Origin of the sequence: Verrucomicrobium sp. GAS474 (genome assembly GCF_900105685.1) — a bacterium.
In the GTDB taxonomy this organism is placed as follows: domain Bacteria; phylum Verrucomicrobiota; class Verrucomicrobiia; order Methylacidiphilales; family GAS474; genus GAS474.
Genome location: NZ_LT629781.1, coordinates 232117 through 255706 on the forward strand (window position 1 = coordinate 232117; position 23590 = coordinate 255706).

A 23590-nucleotide genomic window follows, 5' to 3' on the forward strand; every position below is an offset into this window, starting at 1 on the left:
ACGTCACCCCTCCCCGCGCCAATCGACGACGCGGATCTGCACCCGGCCCTTGTAATCGTCCCACTCGAGCGATCCGGCGAGGGAGAGCGGCGCGGCGGGCATCGTCCGCGTGCCGAAGCCGAAGGCGATGGCGTCGAGCGCCTCCCCTCCCCGGCTGCCGTTGGAGGCCAGGAAGAGCTTGAGGTGCTTTTCCTTGATCCGCTGCGGCGGGCGGCTCTGGAGGACGCGGCGGAAGGCGAAGAGCGGCTGGACATTGCCCCGGCCGAAGGGGGCGAGGCGGCCGATTTCGCGAAAGAGCGATTCGCCGACGCTGGAGACGGGCAGCTCCCCGTCGAGGCGGAGGCGGGGACGGAGCGCCTCGGGGGAGACAGCGGCGCGCATCCACTCGTTGAAGGCGGTGCGGAAGGCTTCGAGGCGCTCGACGCGGAGGGAGAGCCCCGCCGCCATCTCGTGCCCGCCGTAACGGTCGAGGAGGCCTCCAGGCAGGCTTTCATGGGCGCCGCGCAGCCCCTCGACAAGGGAGCAGCCCTCGACGCTCCGTCCGCTCCCCTTCCCGTCCCCGGCCTCGTCGAAGCCGATGACGATCGCAGGGCGGCCCGTCATTTTCTGGATGCGGGAGGCGACGATCCCGATCACGCCGGGATGCCAGCCCCGCTTGCCGAGGATCACGCCGGGCTCCCCGCCGAGGCCCTCGGCGAGCATGGCGGTCGCCTCGTCGAGGGTCTTCTGCTCGAGGTCCTGCCGTTCCCGGTTCATCCCGTCGAGGGAGCGGGCGATCCGTTCGGCCTCGGAGGGATCGTCGGTCAGGAGGAGGCGGAGCGATTCCGAGGCGTCGTCGATCCGGCCGCTCGCGTTGATGCGGGGCCCGAGGCGGAAGCCGATGTCCTCCGCCGTGACACCCGCGCCGGTGCGGATCCCGGAGACCTTCACCAGGGCGCGGATCCCCTCGAAGTTCCCCTCGTCGATCTTCTCCAGCCGGAGGAGGCCGTGCCGGACGAAGACCCGGTTCTCCTCCTGCAGCGGGGCGAGGTCGGAGACGGTGCCCATCGCCACGAAGGGGAGGAACGCCTTGAGATCGACCCGCTCCCGCCAGCGCGGCTCGAGCTTCAGGAGGGCATGGGCCAACTTGAAGGCGAGGCCGACGCTGGCGAGGTATTCGGAGTGGCCGTCCCGGTGGGGATTCACCAGGGCCTCGCATCGGGGGAGGCGGGAGGGCAGCTCGTGATGGTCGAGGATGACCGTCTCGACGCCCTGCTCCCGCAGCCACGCGACCTCGTCGGGCGACGAGGTGCCGCAATCGACGGCGATGAGGAGCCGCGGCGAGGCCTCGGCGAGGCACCGTTCGGCGGCCTGCCGCGTCAGGCCGTACCCTTCGGAAAGGCGGCGGGGAAGGAAGGCGGCCACCTTGCCGCCGACGGAGCCGAGGAAGCGCGTGAGGAGGGCCGTCGAGGTGATGCCGTCGACGTCGTAATCGCCGAAGACGGCGATCTTCTCCCCCTGCGCCACGGCGCGGACGACCCGCTCGGCGGCGGCGCGGAGGTCGGTGAGGCGGAAGGGATCGGAGAGCGACTGGAGCCGGGGATCGAGGAACCGCTCCCCCTCCTCCGCCGTCCGCACCCCGCGCCCGGCCAGGAGCCCGGCGAGGAGGGGGGAGAGGGCGAGATCCCGGGCGAGGGCCTCCGCCCCCGCCCGTTCCTCGGGCGAGGGGGCGGCGTCGATCCATCGCTTCTCCTGCGCCGACGGGGCCGGTTGGGAGGGCGCGGCCTTGGCCATAGCGGGAGGCGCTTAGTTGCGGATCTGGATCGCGGCGGCGGCGGCGGCCAGCTTCGCGGCCTCGGCGCGGCGCTGCTTCTCGGCGACGCCTTGGAAGCGGACGAGGAGCCACGGCGTGAGGAAGTGGGAGGAGAAGACGCCCGCGAGGATGCCCGCGAGCATCGCCAGCGCGAAGTCGCCGATCACCCGCCCGCCGAAAACGAGGAGGGCGAGGACGGCGAGGATCACCGTGCCGCCCGTCATCAGGGTGCGGGCGAGGGTAAGGTTGAGGCCGCGGTTGACGACGTCGTAGAAGCTCTTCGCCTCGCCGCCGCGCCAGCCCTCGCGGATACGGTCGGAGATGACGATCTTGTCGTTGATCGAGTAGCCGAGGATCGTGAGGAAGGCGCCGATCAGCGTCATGTTGAACTCGCGCCCGAGGAGCGCCATGACGGCGACGGCGACGAGGACGTCGTGGATCTGCCCGATCGTCGCCGCGAGGGAGAACGACCACTCGTAGCGGAAGGCGACGTAGAGCATGATGCCGAGGAGGCCGGCCGCCAGCGTCCAGAGGGCGCGGGTCGCCAGCTCGCCGCCGACGACGGGGCCGACGCTGTCGAGGCCCGAGGCGGCGAACCCGGCGTCGGGGAACGCCTGGACGAGGGAGGCGACGGCCTTCTCGCCCTCGCCGAAGCGGGTCTGGAGGAGGAGCTTCCCCTCGGAGGTCGTCTGGATCGAGCCGACGTGGACGCCCGCCTTCTCGACGACGCCGCGCACTTCCTCGACGGAGACCTTCTGCTTGTAGGTGATCGTCGCGAGGTCGCCCCCGGCGAAGTCGACGCCGAGGAGGTTCTCCCGGTGGGTGGCGAAGTGGAGGAGGCCGACGACGAGGACGATGACCGTGACCCACGAGAGGGTCCGGGCCGCCTTGATGAAGTCGATCTTCGGGTTCTTCAGGAAGTGGAACATCGAGAGGCGGTCGAACTTGTCGAAGGCGGTGAGCCACTCGAAGGAGTTCTTCGTCACGACGAGGGCGGCGAAGAGATTCGCCACGATGCCGAGGATCAGGGTGATCGCGAAGCCCTGAAGCGGGCCGCTGCCGAGGACGACGAGGATGACCGCCGGGACGAGGTTCGTGACGTGGGCGTCGAAGATCGCGCTGAAGGCGCGGGCGAAACCGGCCTCGGCGGCAACGCGGAGGGGCTTCCCGAGATTCTGCTCGTCGCGGATGCGCTCGTAGATCAGGACGTTGGCGTCGACCGCCATGCCGATGGTGAGGACGATGCCCGCGATGCCGGGTAGGGTGAGGGTGAAGTGGAACTGCGCCAGCATGCCGAAGAGCATGAGGAGGTTCAGCACCAGCCCGACGGTGGCGATGACCCCGGCGAAGTGGTAGTAGGCGATCATGAAGAGCGCGACCGCCGCGATGGCGACCTCGACGGCCTTCTGACCGGAGACGATCGAGTCGCGCCCGAGGGAGGCGTCGACGCCGCGCTCCTCGAGGAGCTTCACGGGCGTCTCGAGCGGGTTCTCGAGAACGCTGGCCAGCTCCTCGGCCTCCTGCTTCTTCATCCCGCCGCCGTCGTTGGAGATGACGCAGGTGTCGTAGATCGCGCTGTTGATGTTCGGCGCGGTCTGGACCTCGTTGTCGAGGACGATGGCGAGGCGCTTGCCGATGTTGGCCTCGGTGAGGGGGCCGAAGATCTCCTTGCCCGGATCGGTGAAGTGGATGATGACGGTGGGGCGGCCGACCTCGTCGATGCTGGCGAAGGCGCGGGCGACGTACTTGCCCGACATCTCGGCGCGGCGCTTCACGACGATCTCGGTGTGGACCTTCTCGCCCTTGATGTCGTAGGAGACGGAGGGCAGGACCTCGTATTCGAGCGGGATCGTCCCGGTCCCGGCGCGGCGGGCGGCGAGGAGGGCCTCGTTGTCGGGATGGACGAGGCGGAATTCGAGCTTCGCGACCTTGGAGAGCTGGGCGCGGGCCTCGCCCTTGTGCTCGTCGGTGAGGCCGGGGATCTGGACGCTGATCCGGTTCTCGCCGACGGGCTGGATGAGGGGCTCGGCCATGCCGTACTTGTCGACGCGCTTGCGGATGACCTCGATCGCCTTGTCGCGGGCGCCCGCCGAGGGGGTCCCGTCGAGCTGGATGAGGAAGGCGGTGCCGCCCTTGAGGTCGAGGCCGAGCTTGACCGTTTCCTGGATCGGGTAGAGGGAGAAGAGGCTCGACGCGACGACCGCGAGGATCGAGGCGAGGCCGACGCGGCGCCGGACGGCGGCATCGTCGGTCATGATGTACCAGATAAGGAAGACAAAGAAGGCCAGCGACGTGGCGAAGATCGTGTAGATCATCGGATAACTCTCGGGAGGGGGGTGGGGGAGGATACGGAAAAGGGCGGGGAGATTTTCCCCGCCCTTTCCCGTCGGCTTAGATCGTCTTGGGGCCGGCCTGGCCGACCGTCGCGATGGCGGCCTTGAGGACTTCGAGCTTCACGCCTTCGTCGACGCGGACGACGACAGTCGTCTCCTTGACGTTGGTCACCGTGCCGAGGATGCCGCTGGTCAGCGTCACCTCGTCGCCGTTCTTGATGTTGTCGATCAGCTTCTGCTGTTCCTTGCGGGCCTTCTGCTGGGGCCGGATCAGGAGGAAGTAGAAGAGGACGATGATGAGGAGGGGGAACATCATCCCGACCCAGGCGGGCTGGGAGGGGGCGCCGGTGGCGGGGTCGACGGCGGCAGGGGCCATGGCCAGGATCGAAGCGTAGGTCGTCATATTCAGTCTCTCTATTCGTTATCGTTTTTTCGTTTTAAATCGCTGCGGTGCTCTCCCAAATTCTTGCCCGGAATCCGATACCGCTCGCGGAACGCGCGGCGGTAATCGGCGAAGGTGCCGGCGATGATCGCCGCCCGGACTTCCCGCATAAAGTCCAGGTAGAAGTGGGAATTATGCAGGGAGACCAGCATCAGGCCAACTATTTCTTCCGTCTTCAGGAGGTGCCGGATGTAGGCCCGGGTGTAGTTCTTGCAGGCGTAGCAGCCGCATTCGGGGTCGAGGGGGCGCTCGTCGAGGCGGTAGGGGGAGGTCTTCAGGTGGAAGTGGCCGTCGCGGGAATAGACGGTGCCGTGGCGGGCCATCCGGGTCGGGAGGACGCAGTCGAACATGTCGACGCCGCGCGCCACCAGCTCGACGAGCTGCCACGGCTGGCCGAGGCCCATCGCGTAGCGGGGCTTGTCGGCGGGGAGGTAGGGCTCGGCCATCTCGATCGAGGCCATCATCTCGGGCTCCGGTTCCCCGACGCTGACGCCGCCGATGGCGTAGCCGTCGAAGCCGATCTCGACGAGGCGCTGGGCGCATTCCTTCCGCAGGTCGGCATGGGAGCCGCCCTGGACGATGCCGAAGAGGAGCTGGTTCTTCGTCGGGCGGTTCACCTCGCTCGCGGCGAGCTCGGCGGCGATCCGCTTGCAGTCGGCGGCCCAGCGGACCGTCCGCTCGACGGCGGCGCGGGCGGGCTCCGGCTCGCACGGCCACGGCGGGCATTCGTCGAGGACCATCATGATGTCGGAGCCGATGGCGACCTGCATCCCGATCGATTCCTTCGTCCCGAGGAAGAGGGGCTCCCCGCTGATGTGGGAGCGGAAGTGGACGCCGTCCTCGACGAGCTTCCGCAGCGGCGCGAGGCTGAAGACCTGGAAGCCGCCGCTGTCGGTCAGGATCGGGCCGTCCCAGTTCATGAACTTGTGGAGGCCGCCGTAGGTCCGCATGTCGTCGATGCCGGGGCGGATGAAGAGATGGTAGGTGTTCCCCAGCAGGATCTGGGTCTTCATCTCCCGCAGGTCGCGGCCGAAGACCGCCTTCACGCTCCCCTGGGTGCCGACGGGCATGAAGACCGGCGTTTCGATCGTGCCGTGTTCCGTCGTCAGGACTCCGGCACGGGCGCGGCTGGAGGGATCGGTGTGGGTGAGCTGGAAGGACATGGGAAGGGAAAGAAGGAAGACGCTAGGGCTGGCCCAGGATTTGGGAAGGAGGAACGGGCATCCGCTCGCACAGGAAGAAGTGCCAGCCCTTCGCCTCCGGGATCGGGATCGGCGGGAGGGGGCGGACGAGGGCGAAGTCCTTCCGCACCGCCTCCGGCACCTCGGCGGTGCGGAGCATCAGGAGGGCGTTCGACGCCTCGCCCTCCCACGAGCCGTAGCCCGCCCAGAAATCGAACTGGGTGAGGGAATGGCCGGGGACGACGTGGACGAAGGGATGGAGCGGCAGGTAGAACTGGAGGAGCGCCGACTCCCGGACCCAGTCGGTGATGATGATCCCCGCGCCGACCTCCCGCTGGAGGCGCTCCACCTCCTCGGCGAGGTGGCGGGCGTGGACGGGACGGACGGCGGAGTAATTCGGCCAGATCCGCTCCGCCACCCTGGGCATCAGCCCGGAGACGCTCTGCGCCCCGGCCAGCACCAGCAGCACCAGCGCCAGGCGACGCCAGAAGAGGTGGTGGGCCCCCCAGATCCGCCGCGCGGCGACGCTTCCCGTCATGAGGAGGAGCGGCAGGTAGAGCGCGGAGAGCGATTCCTGGTTCTCGAGGTTCCAGAGGGTGAGGAGAACCTGGAGGACGATCCCCGGGACGGCGAGGCAGAGGAGGAAGAGATGGGAACGCCGGAGGAAGACCTCCTCCCGCGAGCGCCAGACGGCGTAGGCGATCGCCGCGACCCCCGTCGGGGCGAGCCACACGCCCTGCGCGCAGAGGAAGTCCCGGAGCCCGGCGAGGCCGATCGAGAGGTCGAGCGAGTTCAATTGCTGCTTCGAGCCGAGCCACTTCAGGGCGCTTTCCGAGAGCCCGTAGGAAAAGCCGATCTTCGCGTGCCAGAGGAAGAACGGGAGGAAGCCGAGGAGCGTCAGGCCGAGGAAGAGGCCGATCGAGGGCCGCCACCAACGCTCGTGCCGGTGCTCGTCGACCGCCCGGAAGAGGAGGAGGCCGCCCGCCCACATCAGGTTCCAGCCGGAGAGGCAGACCGCCACGGCGGAGACCGCCCCGGCCACGGCCCAGTCCCGCAGCCGGTTCCGCTCCGTCGCCTGCCGGAAGGTCAGCAGCGCCAGCGCCATGAGGCCGATGTTCAGCGTCGCGTCGGAGAGGAGGAGCGCCTGCCAGGCGTAGAGCGGGAGGACGACGTAGAGGAGGAGGGAGCAGAACCCCGCCCGCGCCCCGAAGATCTGGCGGCCCGTGTAGAAGAGGAGGAAGCCCGAGGCGGTGTAGACCGCCGCCGCCACCCAGCGGATGCCGAGTTCGGTGACGCCGAAGAAGTGGACGCCGAGGGCGGAGAACAGGGGGAGGAGCGGCCCCTGGGACCAGTAGCCGAGGGCGAGGTGCTTCCCCCGGAGCCAGACCATCGCCTCGGGGCCGGTGAGCTCGAAGGTCTGCCCGTACCAGAAGCGGACAAGGAGGAGCGCAAAGAGGAGGAGCGTCACCCGCTTGCGGTAGCCGGTCTGGTTCATGGTGTGTCGTTCGGCGATTCGGTACTTGGCTCTTCTCTGAAGAGTGGGGTAGAAAGCTAGCCATCAGGACCCCCATGAAACAAGCCAAATACCCCCTCTCCCTCCTCGCCGCGTTCCTGATCCCCCTCCTTCCCGCGCTCCACGCCGATCCCGACACCTCCCGCCCGACCCCCCCCGTGAACCTCATCCAGGCCCGGGTCTTCCGGAACCTGAACCTCCAGGACTTCAAGCTCAACGGCGTCCTCCACACGAAGAAGAACATCTATCCGATGGTCATGAAGACCCGGCTCCGCGAGATGGTCTATGCCTTCACCGAGCAGCCCCTCCAGATCCGCGTCGTCCTCGATCCCGACCACGCCACCATCGAGCGGCGGAAGAAGGAATCGGACGCCTGGCAGACCGTCTCCGGCAAGGCCCTCGGCGAGACGATCCTCGACACCGACATCACCTACGAGGACCTCGGCCTCGGCTTCATCTTCTGGGACAAGGTGACCGGCATCGGCTGCGACTCGATCAAGACCCTCCCCGCCTGGTGCCTGGAAGCGACCCCGCCCGAGGGCGTCAGCAGCTCCTACTCGAAGGTCCGCTACTGGATCAGCTCCCAATATTGCGCCTTCCTCCGCGTCGACGGCTACAACACGAAGGGCGAAGTCATCAAGCGGGTCGAGGTCAACGGCGTCATGCAGATCGGCGACGCCTACGTGATCCGCGAGATGGCCGTCTCGACAATGCTCCCCGGTCGGGAAATCTCGGCCTCGCGGACCTTCATCGAGATCCGGAACGGAGCCCCGGGGTCCGGGCTGTAGAGCGCCGGATTCCAATGCGGAGGACGCCCCCCTCTCCCAATAGGAGTCAGGGCGTATTGGCCCCGTCTCCCCCCGCAATCCGTACCCTCGGGCGTACCGGAACCATCCGATTTTAATTCAGTTCGGAGACGAGGCGCCGCCAAAGCGCGTCCGCCAAGTTCAGGCCCTCAGAACAGGAGGTCACGGAGGGGCGGAGCCCCTCTGTGGCTATAAAGCGGATCGCCTCCAGCTGTACAGGGTCGACCCCGCCCGCCCCAACGGGCCGCCCCACAACTTCGCGCCCCCCCATCCTTGCCTCCCCCCCAATTCCGCCTAACATCCACCGATGGGCTCCGTCCTCCGCGTCTTCATCTACCTCCGCCGCTATCCCGGCCTCGCCGCCGCCACCCTCGGGTGCGCGCTCCTCACCACCCTCGCCGGGTTCGTCTTCCCGAAGGTCACCGGCTACATCATCGACAACGTGATCGTCGCAAAGCGGGGGGACCTCCTCCTGCCGTGCGCCCTCCTCATGGCCGGGGCCTTCTTCGCCCGCGATCTCTTCAATTGCCTCCGCATCCGGTTCAACAACCAATTTGAAGGAAACGTCATCCGCGACCTCCGCAACGACCTCTACGACCACCTCCAGCGCCTCCCCCTCGGCTGGTTCGAGAAACGGGCGACGGGCGACCTCATGACCCGCGTCAGCGAGGACGTCACGAACGTCGAGCGGGTCCTCATCGACGGCGTCGAGCAGGGCATCGTCGCCCTCCTCCAGATCGTCGGCGTCGGCATCCTCCTCTTCCAGAAGAACGCCGTCCTCGCCGCCTGGATGCTCCTCCCCCTGCCGCTCCTCTTCGGCGGGGCGCTCTGGTACACCCTCACCGCCGGGGGCCGCTACCGGGAGCAGCGCCGCGCCGCCTCGGCCCTGAACTCGATCCTCCTCGACAACCTCGGCGGCATCCGCCAGATCAAGTCGTTCGCCCGCGAGGGCGAGGAATCGACCCGCTTCGGCGGCGTCTCGGAACGGGCGCGGCAGGCCCAGATCCTCGTCTCCCACACCTGGGCCCTCTATTCCCCGGCGATGAACTTCATCGGCGCCCTCGGCACCGTCATCGTCCTCTTCGTCGGCGGACGGGACGTCCTCGCCGACCGCTTCACCTACGGGGAACTCGTCGAGTTCCTCCTCTTCGTCGGCATGTTCTACGAGCCGGTCGGGAAGCTCCACCAGCTCAACCAGCTCTGGCAATCGGCCCGCGCCGCCGCCGACCGCGTCTTCAAGATCATCGACACGCCGACCGAACGCTACGAGCCGCCCGCCTCCTCCCCCTTCCGTCCCGGCGGGGCCTGCGCCCTGCCGCGCCTCGACGGCGCCGTCTCCCTCCGCCACGTCGGCTTCTCCTACCGGGACGAGCCGCCCCTCCCCGTCCTCCACGACATCAACATCGAGGTGAAGCCGGGCCAGACCGTCGCCCTCGTCGGCCCAACCGGCGCGGGGAAATCGACCCTGGCGGGCCTCCTCCTCCGCTTCCACGAGGCGACCGAAGGGGCCGTCCTCCTCGACGGCCATGACGTCCGCCACTATCCCCTCGCCGTCCTCCGCAGCCAGATCGGCCTCGTCTCCCAGGAGAACTTCCTCTTCAACACCACCATCCGGGAGAACCTCCTCTTCGGCCGCCCCGGCGCGAGCGAGGCCGACGTGACCGCCGCCGCCGTCGCCGCCCACGCCGACGAATTCATCCGCGCCCTCCCGCAGGGCTACGATACCGAGATCGGCGAGCGGGGCGTGAAGCTGAGCGGCGGCGAGAAACAGCGCCTCGCCATCGCCCGCGCCCTGCTCAAAGACCCGCCGATCCTCGTCCTCGACGAGGCGACCGCGAGCGTCGACACATTGACCGAAAAGCTGATCGCCGAGGCCTTGGAAAAGCTCCTGAAGAACCGGACCTCCTTCCTCGTCGCCCACCGCCTCTCCACCGTCCGCCGCGCCGACCTCATCCTCGTAATGAAAGGGGGACGGATCATCGAGCGAGGATCGCATGCCGAACTCCTGGTCCAAGGCGGCCTCTACGCCAAGCTGGCGACAGCGCAACGCAGCGACCTACTCGAAGACGAAGCCTTCGTCTAACCGAGCGGATCATCTCCCAATAGGGGTCTAGGCGTATTGGCCCCGTCTCTCCCTATCGTTCGCACCCTCGGGCGCTCCGGGAAGCAGCGGATTTTAATCCAGTGAGAAGACGAGGCGCCGCCAAAGCGCGTTCGCCTAGTTAAGGCCCTCAGAACAGGAGGTCACGGAGGGGCGAAGCCCCTCTGTGGCGTTAAAGCGGATCGCCTCCAGCTGTACAGGGTCGACCCCGCAAGCCCCGAAGGGCCGCCCCGCTCCCACAACACCCAAGGAAGCCCCCATTTGCCCCTTCCCCCCACCCTGCTATCTTCCTCCATGCCCCCCTTCCCCGACGTCCACCCGCCCGTCTGCCCTCCCCTCCCCCTGTTGACCGGCCAGAAGGCCCTGGTCACCGGAGCCAGTTCCGGCATCGGCAAAGCCGTCGCCCTCGAACTCGGCCGGGCCGGAGCCGATGTCTGCGTCAATTACTCCTCAAAGGAAGAACCCGCCCTCGAGGTCGTCCGGGAACTCGAAGCAATGGGCCGCACGGCCTTCGCCTTCAAGGCCGACGTGGCGCAGGAGAGCGAAGTCCTCGCGATGTTCGCCGCGGTCCGCGACCGCTTCGGCGACCTCGACATCCTCGTGAACAACGCGGGCCTCCAACAGGACGCCCCGCTCGACGAGATGACCACGGCGCAATGGCAAAAGGTGATCGACGTGAACCTGACAGGGCAGTTCCTCTGCGCCCGCGAAGCGGTGAAGGAATTCAAGCGCCACGGTGTCCGTCCGAAACTCTCCTGCGCCGCCGGGAAAATCATCTGCATGAGTTCGGTCCACGAAGTGATCCCGTGGGCGGGCCATGTGAATTATGCGGCGTCAAAAGGGGGCGTCATGCTCCTCATGAAAAGCATCGCGCAGGAAGTCGCCCCCCACCGCATCCGCGTGAACAGCATCGCCCCCGGCGCGATCCAGACGCCGATCAACAAGGCGGCGTGGGACACGCCCGAGCATTACAACGCGCTGCTGAAGCTCATTCCCTACAAGCGGATCGGAGAGCCCGAAGAGGTCGGGCGTTTGGCCGCGTTCCTCGCCTCGGACTACGCCGATTACGTCCACGGGACGACGGTCTTCATCGACGGGGGGATGACGCTCTATCCCGGCTTCGAGACCGGGGGCTGAGGAAGGGGAAACCGAAAGGCGACGACGGGCTACTGCCCTTCGGGCGTCTCGCCCTCGTCCTTCTTGCCGCCGACCTGCTGCTCGGCGGTCTGCCACGCGTCGCGGAGGTTCTCGATCATCGGGAGGATGTTCGTGATGATCTCGGGCTGGTGCTGGTGCATCGCGCGGGAAAGCTCGACGGTATAGAACTCGTACAGCTTGGAAAGGCGGTCGCAGAATTCGGGAGCGACCTCGAAGCGGAGGCAGACGTTGAGCTCGGTCAGGATGCGGATGCAGCGGTTGATCGAGTCGGCGGCCGGCTTCCCCTCGCGGAGGAGATCGCGGGAATCGGTGGCGAAGCGGATCAGCCCGTCGTAGAGCATGATGATCAGCTGCCCGGGGGTGGCCGAGCGGACGGCGTTCGTCACATAGGTGCGTCCGATATCCTGGCTCATGCGGTTTCCTCCCGGCCAAAGGCCTCGACGACGGTGAGTTGGGCCTGGAAGAATTCCCGCAGGCCGACGATCCAGGGAAGGAGCTTCATTTCGAGCGTGTCGGAGAAGCCGACGACGTCGCCCTTGGAAAGGAAGGCGGCGATCTCGCTCATCACCCCGTTGAGCTCGCTCAGGCGGCCCTCGACGAGGGAATCGACCTGGGCGTCGGTCAGGAGGACGCCGAGGCGGGGGATGAAGGTGAGGATCGACTTGATCTCCTCGCACAGTTCCTGCCAGGAAACGGCGACCTGCTTCGGGTCGGCCAGGAGGCTGTCGGTGACGAGGGTCTCGCAGGACTCCTCGATGCGGCGCATCGTGTTGCACTGGAGGGCAATGTTCGCCTGGAGGGCGACGCGGATCGAGACGGAGGTGACGCTGATCTCGGTGGCGGCGGGGAAGAGGAGGGCGCCCGCCTCGATGGTGGCGACTTCCTGGCCGTTGATGGAGCAGACGCCGATGCAGCGATTCTTCTGAAGAAGATGGTCGGCGATCCGTTCGTAATACTCGGAGAACGCCTCGTCCGGCTTGGACGGGAGATCGACGGATTCGGAATCGATCGTCAGAGTCATTGGAAACCTAGCTTGAAAGAAGAGAGTACCCCCCGTCAAGCGCGATGCGCGGGAGAATGAATATTTTCGCCATCTAAACCTAAAACCGAAAAAGCGCCCTAAAAGCGATTCTACGAGGCCTTCCCCGGCATCGCCGACTAGCTCAGGATGCCGCCCGCCGAGGAACTCGACGAGCTGGAGCTCGAGCTGCTGCTGAAGTATTGGGTCATCGACGAGGCCTGCTGCTGCGCGGCGCTGTAGGCGGCGTAGGACGACTGGAGCTGGAGGAGCTGGACGTCGGCGTAGGAATTGATCTGGGAGATCTGGTTGTCGAGGTTCTTGATCGCCGTCTTGTTGCTGGCGAGCTTCCCCTCGATGACGCTCGTCGAGCCGAGGACGTAGCCGTTGATGAGGCTCGTCAGCTGGCTGCCGAGGCCCGAGGTCGAGCCGAGGAACATCGCCTTGAGGTCGTCGAGGTTGTTCGTCAGCGCGTTGTCGAGGTTCGTCGCGTCGCTGATGGTCGCCGTGTTGTCGGTCGAGTTGCCGGTGATGCCGAGGTCGGCCAGCGTGCGGTAGGTGCCGCTCGAGTCGAGGACGCTGCCGAAGACGAGGCGGAGGCGGTTGCCGAGCTGGGTGAGGCTGCCGTCGTTGGCGAGGACGCCGTTGTTGGCCGAGTTGCTCGTGTCGACCGTCGTGTAGTAGGTCGTCAAGGCCTGGACGTTGTTGTAGGAGTCGACGAAGGCGTCGAGCATCGTCTTGATGCTCGCCGAGTCGGCGCCGATGGTCACTGTCGTCTCCCCGGCCTTCTTCACCGTGAGGCTGAGGCCGGCGATGCCGAGGTCATCGCTGGAGAGGGTGTTGGTCGCCGCGACGCGCTGGCTGCCGCCGTTGACCGTGAAGATCGTCGACTTGCCCGTCTGCTGGGTGCCGTTGGCGAGGCCGAACTTCGAGAGGAAGCTCCCCGTGTCGCCGTTGACGATGACGGCGTTCGGGCCGGCGGTGTTCTCGGTGATGAGGATCCGGTCGTTGTAGCTGTCGTAGGTCGCGGTGACCCCGGCGGTGCTGGCGTTGATCGCGGAGAGGACCGCCGCGACGGTGTCGGTCGAGCTGTAGGAGATCGCGACGCCGTTGACGTTGAAGGAGCCGCTCGACCCCGCCGTCGTCGTCGTCGTGTCGACGGAGCCGATGGAGGTCGTCGAGGTCGACGACGTGGCCGAGCTGGTCGCCAGGCCCGCCTGGTTGAAGAAGCTGCCCGTCCCGTTGGCGATCGTGACCGGGGAAGTCGAGTTGACCGTCAGCCGCCCGTTGACGATCGAGGCGGTGACGCCGGGGACCTGGGCGTTGATCCGGTTGATGACCGCGCCGACGGTGTCGGTCGAGTCGGCCTCGATCGAGACGCCGTTGACCTGGAACGTCCCGTTCACGAAGGAGGAGCCGTAGGCGGCGGAGAGGGTCTCGCCGCTCGTCAGCGTCGTGCCGGAGGCGGAGCGGGCGGAGTAGTTGTTGAAGAGGTGGGCGTTCTGGAGGAAGGAGCTGGTCCCGGCGCTGAGGACGAGGGAATCGCTCGCCGTCAGGGTGAAGGTCCCCGCCGTGGCGTCGTAGGAGGCGGAACCGCCGATGGCCGTCCCGATCTGGCTGGCGAGGCTGGCGAGGGTCGTCGTCGAGTCGATGGTCAGCGTCGTCGTCCCGCCCGTGGCGGTGCCGACGAGGATCGTCCCGAGGGCGTTCGAGCCGAAGACGCTCGAGACGGTGGCGCTCGCCGCGGGGATCGACGAGGCCTTCGCGCTGGTGAAGACCGTCGGCGTCGCCGACTGGAGGATATTGATGTCGTAGGAACCGTCCGAGGCGTCGGTCGAGGCGACCGTCGCCGTGGCGACGTTCGAGTCCCCGGTCGAGGCGACCTTGCTCTCCCAGAAGGAGACCTTCGTGATCGCGTTGAGGTTCGATTCGAGGCTGTTCAGCTGGGTTTCGAGCGTCGTCAGCGCCGTATTCTTCCCGGTGATGATCGTTTCCTGGCTCGACAGGGTGACGGCATGGGAACGGTTCGCGGCGTCCTGCGCCGAGATCAGGGAGGAGATCTGGACTCCGCCGAGTGTGCCTGTGATGGTTGTGCCCATATGTCGATCCTTCGATATGCTAGAATAGCTGCTAAGTTTCTCCCGCTCAAGGCTATCCTTCGTCTGGAGAGAAGAAAAACTGAAGCCTGGAGAGCCTTCTAATCTCCTCTTCGGCACAAGGAGGCCCGAACTTGAGGAAAAAGTACAGGCTCGGCCTTCTTTTTTTTCGTCCGCCCTCGCCTGCGGCAATTCTCCCCCCACCGGCCCCTTGACCCCCGCCGCCGCCGGTTCCATAGTACCTTCCTCCCCATGGACACGGCCCCCCTTCCCTACAAAATCGGTAACGAGAACCTCTGCCGCGTCAGCGAGAACGCGGCCAGGCAGCTCGCCACGCTCCTCGCCCAAAGCGGGAAGACGGGCGGGGCGCTCCGCATCGCCGTCGTCGGCGGGGGCTGCTCCGGGCTCCAATACCAGATGGACCTCGTCGAGGCCCCCCGGGCGAAGGACATCCTCGTCGAGAGCATCGCGGGCGCGAACGGCGTCGGCACCGTGAAGGTCGTCATCGACCCGAAGAGCGCGCTCTACGTCAGCGGCTCGACCCTCGACTACAGCGACGACCTCCAGAGCACCGGCTTCGTCGTCACGAACCCGAACGCCGCCTCCCACTGTTCCTGCGGCAAGAGCTTCACCGTTTAATTCCCTCTCCATGAAATACCGTCCCCTCCCCCGCACCGACCTGCAGCTCTCCGAAGTCGGCTTCGGCCTCTGGACCGTCTCCACCGGCTGGTGGGGCACCTTCACCGAGGCGGAGGCCCTCCACCTCATGCGCCGCGCCCTCGACCTCGGCATCACCCTCTTCGACGCCGCCGACACCTACGGCAACGGCAAGAGCGAGGAACTCCTCGCCAAGGCCTTCCCCGGCGCGGACCGCGACAAGATCGTCGTCTCGACCAAGGTCGGCTACGACTTCTACCAGCACGGCGACGACCGGGGCCGCGGCCAGCGGGAGATCCCCCACAACTTCGGCCTCGCCTTCATCCGCGAGGCGGTGGAGAAGGCCCTCCAGCGCATCGGCACCGACCGGATCGACATCCTCCACCTCCACAACATCCGCATGGAGCAGGTCGACGACCAGCTCCTCTGGGACCTCATGGAGACCCTCCGCCAGGAAGGGAAGATCCGCGCCTGGGGCGCCGCCCTCGGGCCCGCCATCGGCTGGCTCTACGAGGGGGTCGACACGGTGAAGCGGCACCAGCCCCACGTCCTCCAGCACATCTACAACCTCCTGGAGCAGCACCCCGGCAAGGCGATCATGGACGAAGGGGCCAGCCCCGACACCCGCTACCTCGTCCGCGTCCCCCACTCCAGCGGCATGCTCGAGGGGAAGTACACCACCGAGACCGTCTTCCCCCCGAACGACCACCGCGTCCACCGCCCCCGCAGCTGGCTGCTGAACGGCGTGCAGAAGGTGGAGACCCTCCGCTTCCTCGAAAACGCGAACCGGACCCTCGGCCAGGCGACCCTCCAGTGGCTCCTCGCCGATCCCCGGATCGGGAGCACCCTCCCGAACATCTACAACGAGGAACAGCTCGTCGAATTCGCCACCGCCCCCGACACGGCCCGCCTCACCCCCGAGGAAATGGACCGGATCGCCGCCCTCCATGCCGACAACTTCGGCGTCCGCGACGAGGAACCCGGAAAGTACAAGGGAACGATGTCGCGCGAGACGGCGACCGCCTGAACCGCCCCCCGTCGGCGGCCTAAGCGGTCCCGTACATCTCGCAGATCAGACGCCTGAGCTCGGTGGCGTCCCGCTGGGTGAGCTGCCCCAGCTTCCGCACCAACCGGTCCGCCCGGAGGCTCCGGATCTGGTCGACGGCGATGCCGCTCTCCTTTCCGGCATGCCGGATCAGGATGCGGGAACGCCACGCGGGATGGTTGTTCGTCGAGAGCGGGCAGACGACGACGGTGTCGAGCGCCGCGTTCATCTCCTCCCGGCTGACGAGGACGACGGGGAGGAGGCCCCGCAGGTCGCGTCCCGGGACGGCGCCGAGGTCGGCCAGGTAGAGGCCGTACGTTTCGATCTCAGAGGGTATCAAGGCCATCGCTCAGGGTGTTGTCCCAGCCGTTCCATTTCTCCCCCCGCTTCGCCATCGAGGCGGCGGTGCTCCGCCAGGAAAGTTTTCCCGCCCGGGTGGGGCGGAGGATCAAGCCGTCCGGGGCCAGCTCGACGGCGACGGAATCGACGATCCCGTACCGCCTCAAGAGCCTTTCGGGCAGGCGGATGCCCCGGGCCGGGGCTTCCCCCTCCCCCACCGGGACCAGCTTCAATTTCACCATAGGCCCCTTACCGTACCGGGGGCCGTCCCGTTGTCGATCCTTGTCCGGCCCGATTGCGGCAATCCGGCCGACAGCAATTCGGAGCATATCGACCGCAACCCCCCGTTGGCACCTCCCCGGGGAAGGAGGATAGTGGAAATCCTCCCCCTTTTACTCTTATGAGCTCCACCGCCGACCTCTCCTCCCCCTCGATCGTCATCCCCGCCGACGCGCCCGCCCCGAAGCGGTGGACCCTCTCGGCCCTCCTCCTCACCCTCATCGGCGCGGCGGCCATCGTCTCGACCCTCGTCTGGATGTTCCGCACCTCGGGCGGGACCCCCGATCCGACCACCGAGGGGCTGACCCCCGGGGCCGCCCTCTTCAACATCGCCCTCCTCGTCTTCCGCGAGGGGATGGAGTGCGTCCTCGTCCTCTCGGCGATCATGGCGAGCATGGTCGGGAAGGACGCCGTCCACCGGCGTCCCGTCTGGCTCGGCGTCGTCGTCGGCATCGCGGCGACGGTCGCCACCTGGTTCATCGCCGTCGGCATCGTCAACGACCTCCTCGACAGCGTCCCCGCCCTCGACATGCAGGTCTGGACCGGCCTCGTCGCCATCGTCGTCCTCCTCGTCATCATGAACTGGTTCTTCCACAAGATCTACTGGGGCGGCTGGATCACGGCCCACAACCGGAAGAAGCGGGAACTCCTCGCGGCGAAGAAGGAGAACGGCGACGACGGGGCGATCCACAGGAAGCTCGTCCTCGGCCTCGGCATCCTCGGCTTCTCCTCCCTCTACCGCGAGGGCTTCGAGGTCGTCCTCTTCCTCCAGAGCTACCACCTGAAGATGGGCGCGGGCATCGTCTTCGGCGGCTGCCTCATCGGCCTCGTCCTCACCGGCATCCTGGCGGCCCTCACCTTCGTCGCCCACCGCCACCTCCCCTACCGCCAGATGCTGATCCTCACCGGCGTCCTGCTGGCGGGCGTCCTCATGATCATGGTCGGGGAGCAGGTCTTCGAGATGCAGCAGGCCCATTGGATCGCCACCTCGGAGATCCCCTTCCTGAAGGAGATCGTCCCCGATTGGGCCGGCGTCTGGGTCTCCTTCTTCCCGAACTGGCAATCGTGCCTCTCGCAGCTCGCCGCGGCCGCGCTCGTCGGCGGCTCCTACATCGCCGCGCGCCTCCAGGCGCGCAGCGAGCAGCAGAAGGCCTGAGACGTACGAGGGCGGGGCCGATCAAGAACGCCCCAACCCCCGAGGCGGAACGAGAACGCTACCCCCTCGGGGCCACAGCGCCCGTGTGGCGCGCCACCTCCCGGATCAAGCCCTCCACGGTATAAGGCTTGATCAGAAACCCGAGACTTTCCCGATCGATTCCGGCCAGTTGCTCCTTCGTCAACTCCGAGCCGCTGATCAGAACGATCGGCACGCTCGCTTTCTTCAAATGCAGGGCCGCCGCTACGTCGATTCCATCCATGTAGGGCATATCAACATCGGAGATCACGAGATCGATCGTCTCCATCTGATGGCTGAATAGAGAGACCGCCTCCAGGCCATTCGTCGCCGTCACGACGCGGTAGCCGTAATTCTCCAGCATCACCTTGGAAAGACGGCGGACCGTATTGTCGTCGTCGACGAGGAGAATCTTCTCTCCTCCGCCCACCGGCAATTCTCCCCTCTCCAGCTTCTCCTCCATCTCCTTCTTCTCGGAAGAAATCAGGGCCGGCAGATGAATCAAAAACTTCGTCCCGATGCCGATTGTGCTTTCAACACTGATGAAGCCGCCCATCCGCCGGACAATCCCGGCGACGGTTGAAAGGCCGAGGCCCGTCCCCTTGTCCGGATCCTTCGTCGTGAAAAGGGGCTCGAAGATTTTCGGCAAAACGTGGGCCGGGATGCCGCTTCCCGAGTCGGCAACGGCAAGGACCAAGAACTTCCCCGGCACCACCCCCTCCCGCCCCTCCACTTCCTTCGCGTCGAGCGTCACATTCTCCGCCGAAAGCATCAACCGCCCGCCTCCGGGCATCATCGCATCCCGAGCATTCACGCACAAATTAAGGAGCACCTGATGCAATTCCGTGACATTGCCGCAAATCGGCCACAGATCCTTCCCCATGCGGGACTCGATCGTGATCGTCTTCGGAAACGTGTCGCGGACAATTTTAACCATCTCCTCGATCAGGTGCCGAATCTGGACCTCCCCATCCACCCCCTGCGTCCCGCGAACAAAGCCGAGTATCTGCTTCACCATCGCCGTCCCGCGCAGGGCCGAGGAAAGAATCGTCTGCTGCAGCCCCCGCCGTCCCTCCTCGTCCCGTGTCTCCTCCAACAACTGCATCCCCACAATCACCGGCGTCAACGCATTGTTCAAATCATGGGCCACGCCACTCGCCAACGCCCCGACATTCTCCATCCGCTGCGCCCGCCGGAGCTGGGCCTCGAAACTCTTCTTTTCCGTCATGTTCGAATCGACGACGAAGATCGCCTTCGGCTTCCCCTGCTCATCATGGAGCACCAGCCAATGGCTCTCCACCGTCAGGGCCTTCCCCTCCGCCACCTTGTAAATCAACTCTCCGACCCACTTCCCCGCCGCCAGAATGTCCTCCATCGTCGGCACTACCCCTGCCGCCCTGGAAAACAGAACTTCCCGGGCATCCCGTCCCCGGGCATCCGCCGCCGCAAACCCATAAAAACGTTCCGCCGCCCGATTCCAAAGCTGCACGCGAAAATCGAGACCGAACATGAAGATGGCGTCCTGCGCCTCGTCGAGCAGCGCATTCTGTTCCCCGATCCGTTGGTGCGCCTCCTTGAGCTCCCGCACCCGGAGCCGGAGCGCCCCATTCGTCCGCAGAATGCGACGCCCCAGAAGCGTCAGCACGATAAGGGCCCCCACAAGCAGCACCACCGTTTCCGAGCGCCGGTAAAACGCGGCAGTCTGCCCCCCGATATCCCACTGCAAGTCGGCCTCATCCCAACGATAATAAAGATCCCACCCAGGAAATCCCCGTTCCTCCAAGGCGAGCCGAATCAACGCAGGACTCTGGAGCGGCGTCCGCTCCATCTCCGCCTTCATCGCCGGTTCAGAGGCGTCCGAAATGCGCATGCCAGTATCGCTTCGCACCAGCAGAAACCGTCCGCTCAAGCCATTCGTCGACGATCCCGCCAATATTTTTTCCCACGCGCTTTTCTGGAAAATCATCGCGATCACCCCGGAAAACCTCCCCGAGGCATGGTGATAAAACGGCACCGCCAAGATGAACCCGCGGCGGGAGTCTGCCGACGTATGATCGGCCCCGTCGTGATCTCCACAGGTCACCAATTCCGGAGACAGAGTCGGGGAAAGCCGAGAGCCCTGCGCCACGGCCTCCATTCGGCGGACTTCCTTTGCCAGCCAAGCGTACTCTTCCGACTCATAGGCATTGTCCTCATCCTCCGCCGCCGCGCCCGGCCGGGGTTCCTCCCCCACCACCTCGAAGAACGGCCTCTCCCCCTTGGTCCCATTTCCAGTGAGATCGGGATGGAACCCCTTGAGAACACAATAAATCTCGGAAACCCGCGTGCCGGCAGAAAACACATCGTAGAGTTCCCTGACGGTCTTCTCCGCCTGAGAGGATTGGCGCTCCCGTGCGCCCCCCATCCGGGCGCCCGGGGTTTTGTTTTTCCCCTCGATATTTCGCACATCGGGCAACATCGCAATCGCCCGGCCGCCTTCATAGATCTCCCGGAGCAATCCCTGCACGTGCTCGGCCTTCGACTCCAAAATCGCACGATCCTCCGACTCGTGCCGGAGACGGATAGCCGCGATCTCCCGATGGAGCCCCGCCCGCTGCCATAAAAAATAAAAAGAGGCCCCGGCCAGACTCAGTAAAATTACCCCGATCGAAATCCGATCAATCCAGACAAGAGAATCCCGCGATGAAGATCGCGCGATGAAACGAGACGAAGAGAATTTCATGAAAAAACGACATCGACTTCAGCTTCTATGCCCCTCCCACATGCAAACCAAAATGAAAACGAACGTGGATCATCCTAGGCGGCCTTTTTTCTTCCGGACAATCGTCTAAACTACTTATCTTTCTGCGCCCTCCGGGAAGAGAACCGATCCTGCACGGAAGGGGCCGAGGCCGCGTGACAAGGTCGGTCTAGATCTCCGCCGCCGAGGCGAGCGCGTGGGGCTCCGTCACCGCCCCCACGTGCCTCCCCACTTCCCGGATGAGCCCTTCGACCGTGTAGGGCTTAATCAGGAAGCCGAGGCTCTCCCGCCCGACCCCGGCGAGCTGCTCCTCCGTCAGATCGGAGCCGCTGATCAAAATCACCGGCAGTTCGGGATCCTTCGCATGGAGGCTCGCCGCCAGCTCGGGGCCCCCCATGTAGGGCATGTCGACATCGGAGATCACGAGATGGATCGGCTCCTCCTGCTGGGCGTAGAGGGAGAGCGCCTCGAGCCCGTTCGTCGCCGCCACCACGCGGTAGCCGTAGTTCTCGAGCATCACCTTGGAAAGGCGGCGGATCGTGTTGTCGTCGTCGACCAGGAGGACCCGCTGCCCGGAACCGAGGGGCAGCTCGTGCGTCTCCTCTGACTTCTTCTCCTCGACCTCGGAATCGAGGAGCGCCGGAAGATGGATCGAGAAGCGGGTGCCGCGCCCCGCCTCGCTCTCGACGCCGATGAAGCCGCCCATCCGCTTCACGATGGCCGAGACGGTGGAGAGGCCGAGGCCGGTCCCCTTGCCCGGCTCCTTCGTCGTGAAGAGGGGCTCGAAAATCTTCGGCAGGATGTGGGCCGGGATCCCGCCGCCGGAGTCGGCGACCGTGATGACGAGGAACTCGCCCGGCAGGACCCCCTCGCGCCCCGGCCCGGTGACGTCGCGGAGGGTGAGGGTGGCGTTCTCCGCCGAGAGGATCAGCGCGCCGCCCTTCGGCATCATCGCGTCCCGGCCGTTGACGCAGAGGTTGAGGAGGACCTGGTGGAGCTCGGTGGCGTTGCCGTTGACGACGTGGAGGTTTTTCCCCGGGCGGGCCTCGATCGTCACCGCCTTCGGGAAGGTGTCCCGGACGATCTTCGTCATCTCCTCCAGCAGGTGCCCGATCTGGATCGGGCCGTCCTCGCCCTGCGTCCCCCGGACGAAGCTGAGGATCTGCCGCACCATCGCCGTCCCCCGCTGGGCCGAGGCGAGGATCGTCTTCTGGAGGGCCTTCCGCTCCATCTCCCCGCGCATCTTGTCGAGCATCTGCATGCCGACGATCACCGGGGTCAGCGCGTTGTTGAGGTCGTGGGCCACGCCGCTGGCCAGCGCCCCGATGTTCTCCATCCGCTGCGCGCGGCGGAGCTGGAATTCGCAGACATGCTTCTCCGTCATGTCGTATTCGACGACGAAGAATCCCTTCGGATGCCCTTCCCCGTCGCGGATGACCGACCAGTGGCTCTCCACGATCAGCATCAGGCCTTCCCCGGTCGTATACTCGATGTCTCCCAGCCATTTCCCGGAGGCGGCAACCTCCTCGACGGCCGGGACCTTCCCCACCGCCTTCGTGAAGAGGAGCTGCCGGATATCGCTCCCGAGGGCCGACGCGGCGGGGATCTCGTGAATGCGCTCCGCCATCCGGTTCCAGACCTGGATGCGGCAATCGATGTCGAGGACGATGATCGCGCCGTCGGCGTTGTCCATGAGGGTCTGCATCTCCTTGAGCTCGGCGGCCTGCGCCCGCAGCACCCCGTTCTTCCGCCACAGACGCCACAGCACCGTCAGGACGGCGATCTTCGCGACGATCAGGCCGAGGGCCAATTTCCAGTCACCGCGATAGTCGGTCATCACCTCGGCGATCTCCGCTTCCATGTCCCGCGGGTTCCACAGGTAATAGAGACGCCAGGCCGGGAACTCCGGGGCGAGATCCATCGAGACGAAGGCGGGATCGTCGAGCGACATCGAGCGCAGCGCCTTTCCCTCGGGCTCGGTGAGGCGGATGTTGCTCTCGGTCTGCACCAGCAGGAAGCGCCCCCGCTGCTCGCTGCCCCCGACGCCGGCCATCGCCGCCCCGACGTCGCGCCGCTGGAAGACGACGGCGATCGCCCCCTCGAATTCCCCCGAATCCCGGTAGAACGGCGTCGCAATGATGAAGCCGTGCCGCGAGGCCGGCTTGCCGTCGTCGATCACCTCGCGCGTCACCAGCTCGGGGGAGACGGCGCGGGGGATCAGCCCGCGGGCATTGCGGGGGAGCTTCGCCGCCGCCGCCTCCATCGCCTTCACGGCCTGGGCCATCCAGGCATATTCGATCATCTCGTAGGGGCTGCCGCCGGTCGACCGCTTCGGCTTGCCGACCTCGAAGTAAGGGCGCTCCCCCGCCGGATCGCTGCCGGTGAGGTCGGGGTGGAATCCCTTCAGGACGCAATAGACCTCGCTGACGGGGAGCCCGGTCGAGAGGGCCTCGTACATCCGCAGCACCGCCTGTTCCGCCTCGGAATGGGGGGCGTTCCCCCGCGCCACGTCGGCGAGGCGGGGGTTGTGCGCGTTGCCCGAAATACGCATCGCCTCGGGGAGCGAGCCGACCAGGAGGACATCCTGGTCCATCTCCCGCAAGACTCCCTCGACGTGGCCCACCTTCGTCGCGAGGACCTCCTCGGCCGCCTTGTGATGGCGGAGCCGGATTCCCTCGACCTCCGCGAGGCGGGCTTTTTTGAGGTGGTTCAGGTAGACCGCCGAAGCGATCAGGATCAGCACGAGGACGACCGCGGCCAACCGGTCGATCCAGACCCGGTTGTCGCGGCTGAGGGAAAGTCCGAGGACAGATTTCATAACGCCATAGAGAATGAAATTCGGCTCACTAACCCCCGTTCGTAAGCCAAAACCGCAACAGGTGTAATCCAATCCTAGGTCTTCCGTAGAGCCTCCGA

Annotated in this window: 18 protein-coding genes; 6 read left to right on the top strand and 12 right to left on the bottom strand. The window is 66.2% G+C overall.

The window, feature by feature from the left end; all coding sequences use genetic code 11:
* Nucleotides 1-3 precede the first annotated feature (3 nt).
* The 5 genes from recJ to BLU04_RS01035 all read right to left on the bottom strand — a co-directional run bounded on the left by recJ (nucleotide 4) and on the right by BLU04_RS01035 (nucleotide 7243).
* Complete coding sequence (gene recJ / locus BLU04_RS01015; RefSeq protein ID WP_093281087.1) at nucleotides 4-1773, bottom strand: single-stranded-DNA-specific exonuclease RecJ; 1770 nt, start codon at nucleotides 1771-1773, stop codon at nucleotides 4-6.
* A gap of 12 nt (nucleotides 1774-1785) precedes the next feature.
* Nucleotides 1786-4107, bottom strand: a complete 2322-nt coding sequence (gene secD / locus BLU04_RS01020; protein WP_093281090.1) for a protein translocase subunit SecD — start codon at nucleotides 4105-4107, stop codon at nucleotides 1786-1788.
* Nucleotides 4108-4183: 76 nt separating this feature from the next.
* A complete protein-coding gene (yajC, locus tag BLU04_RS01025; RefSeq protein ID WP_231964885.1) occupies nucleotides 4184-4528 on the bottom strand; it encodes a preprotein translocase subunit YajC in 345 nt (114 codons plus the stop codon).
* 11 nt (nucleotides 4529-4539) lie between these two features.
* Nucleotides 4540-5730, bottom strand: coding sequence for a tRNA guanosine(34) transglycosylase Tgt (gene tgt / locus BLU04_RS01030; RefSeq protein WP_093281093.1), 1191 nt, complete (start codon nucleotides 5728-5730; stop codon nucleotides 4540-4542).
* Between the two features lie 22 nt (nucleotides 5731-5752).
* Nucleotides 5753-7243: a glycosyltransferase family 39 protein gene (locus BLU04_RS01035; protein WP_093281095.1), complete on the bottom strand. Its 1491-nt coding sequence runs from the start codon at nucleotides 7241-7243 to the stop codon at nucleotides 5753-5755.
* Nucleotides 7244-7317: 74 nt separating this feature from the next.
* Here BLU04_RS01035 and BLU04_RS01040 point away from each other — a divergent pair, with 74 nt between their 5' ends.
* The 3 genes from BLU04_RS01040 (at nucleotide 7318) to BLU04_RS01055 (ending at nucleotide 11305) form a co-directional block, all read left to right on the top strand.
* Nucleotides 7318-8049, top strand: coding sequence for an outer membrane lipoprotein-sorting protein (locus BLU04_RS01040; protein ID WP_093281098.1), 732 nt, complete (start codon nucleotides 7318-7320; stop codon nucleotides 8047-8049).
* Between the two features lie 325 nt (nucleotides 8050-8374).
* Nucleotides 8375-10150: an ABC transporter ATP-binding protein gene (locus BLU04_RS01050; RefSeq protein ID WP_093281103.1), complete on the top strand. Its 1776-nt coding sequence runs from the start codon at nucleotides 8375-8377 to the stop codon at nucleotides 10148-10150.
* 312 nt (nucleotides 10151-10462) lie between these two features.
* Complete coding sequence (locus BLU04_RS01055; RefSeq protein WP_093281105.1) at nucleotides 10463-11305, top strand: SDR family oxidoreductase; 843 nt, start codon at nucleotides 10463-10465, stop codon at nucleotides 11303-11305.
* 29 nt (nucleotides 11306-11334) lie between these two features.
* Here the strand turns inward: BLU04_RS01055 and fliS are convergent, their stop codons facing one another.
* From fliS to fliD, 3 genes are all read right to left on the bottom strand, one after another.
* Complete coding sequence (gene fliS, locus BLU04_RS01060; RefSeq protein ID WP_093281108.1) at nucleotides 11335-11739, bottom strand: flagellar export chaperone FliS; 405 nt, start codon at nucleotides 11737-11739, stop codon at nucleotides 11335-11337.
* Nucleotides 11736-12347, bottom strand: a complete 612-nt coding sequence (locus BLU04_RS01065; RefSeq protein ID WP_093281110.1) for a hypothetical protein — start codon at nucleotides 12345-12347, stop codon at nucleotides 11736-11738. Before BLU04_RS01065 ends, fliS begins: the two co-directional genes overlap by 4 nt.
* Nucleotides 12348-12484: 137 nt before the next feature.
* On the bottom strand, nucleotides 12485-14443 hold the full coding sequence (gene fliD, locus BLU04_RS01070; RefSeq protein ID WP_162274606.1) for a flagellar filament capping protein FliD: 1959 nt from the start codon (nucleotides 14441-14443) through the stop codon (nucleotides 12485-12487).
* 249 nt (nucleotides 14444-14692) lie between these two features.
* On the opposite strand from fliD, the gene BLU04_RS01075 reads away from it, so the two are divergent.
* The gene (locus BLU04_RS01075; RefSeq protein WP_093281115.1) at nucleotides 14693-15079 is read left to right on the top strand and encodes an iron-sulfur cluster assembly accessory protein; all 387 of its coding nucleotides are present in this window, start codon (nucleotides 14693-14695) and stop codon (nucleotides 15077-15079) included.
* A 10-nt stretch (nucleotides 15080-15089) separates the two neighbouring features.
* Nucleotides 15090-16124, top strand: coding sequence for an aldo/keto reductase (locus BLU04_RS01080; RefSeq protein WP_093281118.1), 1035 nt, complete (start codon nucleotides 15090-15092; stop codon nucleotides 16122-16124).
* 19 nt (nucleotides 16125-16143) lie between these two features.
* On the opposite strand, the gene BLU04_RS01085 is transcribed toward BLU04_RS01080, so the two are convergent.
* Together BLU04_RS01085 and BLU04_RS01090 are read right to left on the bottom strand one after the other, a co-directional pair.
* The gene (locus BLU04_RS01085) at nucleotides 16144-16488 is read right to left on the bottom strand and encodes a type II toxin-antitoxin system PemK/MazF family toxin (protein WP_093281121.1); all 345 of its coding nucleotides are present in this window, start codon (nucleotides 16486-16488) and stop codon (nucleotides 16144-16146) included.
* Nucleotides 16469-16723 (bottom strand): hypothetical protein, encoded by a 255-nt coding sequence (locus BLU04_RS01090; protein WP_093281123.1) that lies wholly within the window; start codon nucleotides 16721-16723, stop codon nucleotides 16469-16471. Before BLU04_RS01090 ends, BLU04_RS01085 begins: the two co-directional genes overlap by 20 nt.
* Nucleotides 16724-16881: 158 nt before the next feature.
* On the opposite strand from BLU04_RS01090, the gene BLU04_RS01095 reads away from it, so the two are divergent.
* Nucleotides 16882-17916, top strand: coding sequence for an FTR1 family protein (locus tag BLU04_RS01095; protein WP_197672992.1), 1035 nt, complete (start codon nucleotides 16882-16884; stop codon nucleotides 17914-17916).
* A gap of 58 nt (nucleotides 17917-17974) precedes the next feature.
* Here BLU04_RS01095 and BLU04_RS01100 read toward each other — a convergent pair whose 3' ends face one another.
* Together BLU04_RS01100 and BLU04_RS01105 are read right to left on the bottom strand one after the other, a co-directional pair.
* A complete protein-coding gene (locus BLU04_RS01100; RefSeq protein WP_093281126.1) occupies nucleotides 17975-20656 on the bottom strand; it encodes a PAS domain-containing sensor histidine kinase in 2682 nt (893 codons plus the stop codon).
* Nucleotides 20657-20843: 187 nt separating this feature from the next.
* Nucleotides 20844-23492, bottom strand: coding sequence for an ATP-binding protein (locus BLU04_RS01105; protein ID WP_093281128.1), 2649 nt, complete (start codon nucleotides 23490-23492; stop codon nucleotides 20844-20846).
* Nucleotides 23493-23590: the final 98 nt, after the last annotated feature.

Excerpts from the sequence above, each read along its gene's own strand:
- BLU04_RS01065 (WP_093281110.1), bottom strand. The coding sequence starts at position 12,347 with ATGACTCTGACGATCGATTCCGAATCCGTCGATCTCCCGTCCAAGCCG.
- BLU04_RS01105 (WP_093281128.1), bottom strand. The coding sequence starts at position 23,492 with ATGAAATCTGTCCTCGGACTTTCCCTCAGCCGCGACAACCGGGTCTGG.
- recJ (WP_093281087.1), bottom strand. The coding sequence starts at position 1,773 with ATGGCCAAGGCCGCGCCCTCCCAACCGGCCCCGTCGGCGCAGGAGAAG.
- BLU04_RS01040 (WP_093281098.1), top strand. The coding sequence starts at position 7,318 with ATGAAACAAGCCAAATACCCCCTCTCCCTCCTCGCCGCGTTCCTGATC.
- BLU04_RS01075 (WP_093281115.1), top strand. The coding sequence starts at position 14,693 with ATGGACACGGCCCCCCTTCCCTACAAAATCGGTAACGAGAACCTCTGC.
- BLU04_RS01085 (WP_093281121.1), bottom strand. The coding sequence starts at position 16,488 with ATGGCCTTGATACCCTCTGAGATCGAAACGTACGGCCTCTACCTGGCC.
- secD (WP_093281090.1), bottom strand. The coding sequence starts at position 4,107 with ATGATCTACACGATCTTCGCCACGTCGCTGGCCTTCTTTGTCTTCCTT.
- BLU04_RS01095 (WP_197672992.1), top strand. The coding sequence starts at position 16,882 with ATGAGCTCCACCGCCGACCTCTCCTCCCCCTCGATCGTCATCCCCGCC.
- BLU04_RS01080 (WP_093281118.1), top strand. The coding sequence starts at position 15,090 with ATGAAATACCGTCCCCTCCCCCGCACCGACCTGCAGCTCTCCGAAGTC.
- BLU04_RS01100 (WP_093281126.1), bottom strand. The coding sequence starts at position 20,656 with ATGAAATTCTCTTCGTCTCGTTTCATCGCGCGATCTTCATCGCGGGAT.
- fliD (WP_162274606.1), bottom strand. The coding sequence starts at position 14,443 with ATGGGCACAACCATCACAGGCACACTCGGCGGAGTCCAGATCTCCTCC.
- tgt (WP_093281093.1), bottom strand. The coding sequence starts at position 5,730 with ATGTCCTTCCAGCTCACCCACACCGATCCCTCCAGCCGCGCCCGTGCC.
- BLU04_RS01035 (WP_093281095.1), bottom strand. The coding sequence starts at position 7,243 with ATGAACCAGACCGGCTACCGCAAGCGGGTGACGCTCCTCCTCTTTGCG.
- BLU04_RS01050 (WP_093281103.1), top strand. The coding sequence starts at position 8,375 with ATGGGCTCCGTCCTCCGCGTCTTCATCTACCTCCGCCGCTATCCCGGC.
- yajC (WP_231964885.1), bottom strand. The coding sequence starts at position 4,528 with ATGACGACCTACGCTTCGATCCTGGCCATGGCCCCTGCCGCCGTCGAC.
- BLU04_RS01090 (WP_093281123.1), bottom strand. The coding sequence starts at position 16,723 with ATGGTGAAATTGAAGCTGGTCCCGGTGGGGGAGGGGGAAGCCCCGGCC.
- fliS (WP_093281108.1), bottom strand. The coding sequence starts at position 11,739 with ATGAGCCAGGATATCGGACGCACCTATGTGACGAACGCCGTCCGCTCG.
- BLU04_RS01055 (WP_093281105.1), top strand. The coding sequence starts at position 10,463 with ATGCCCCCCTTCCCCGACGTCCACCCGCCCGTCTGCCCTCCCCTCCCC.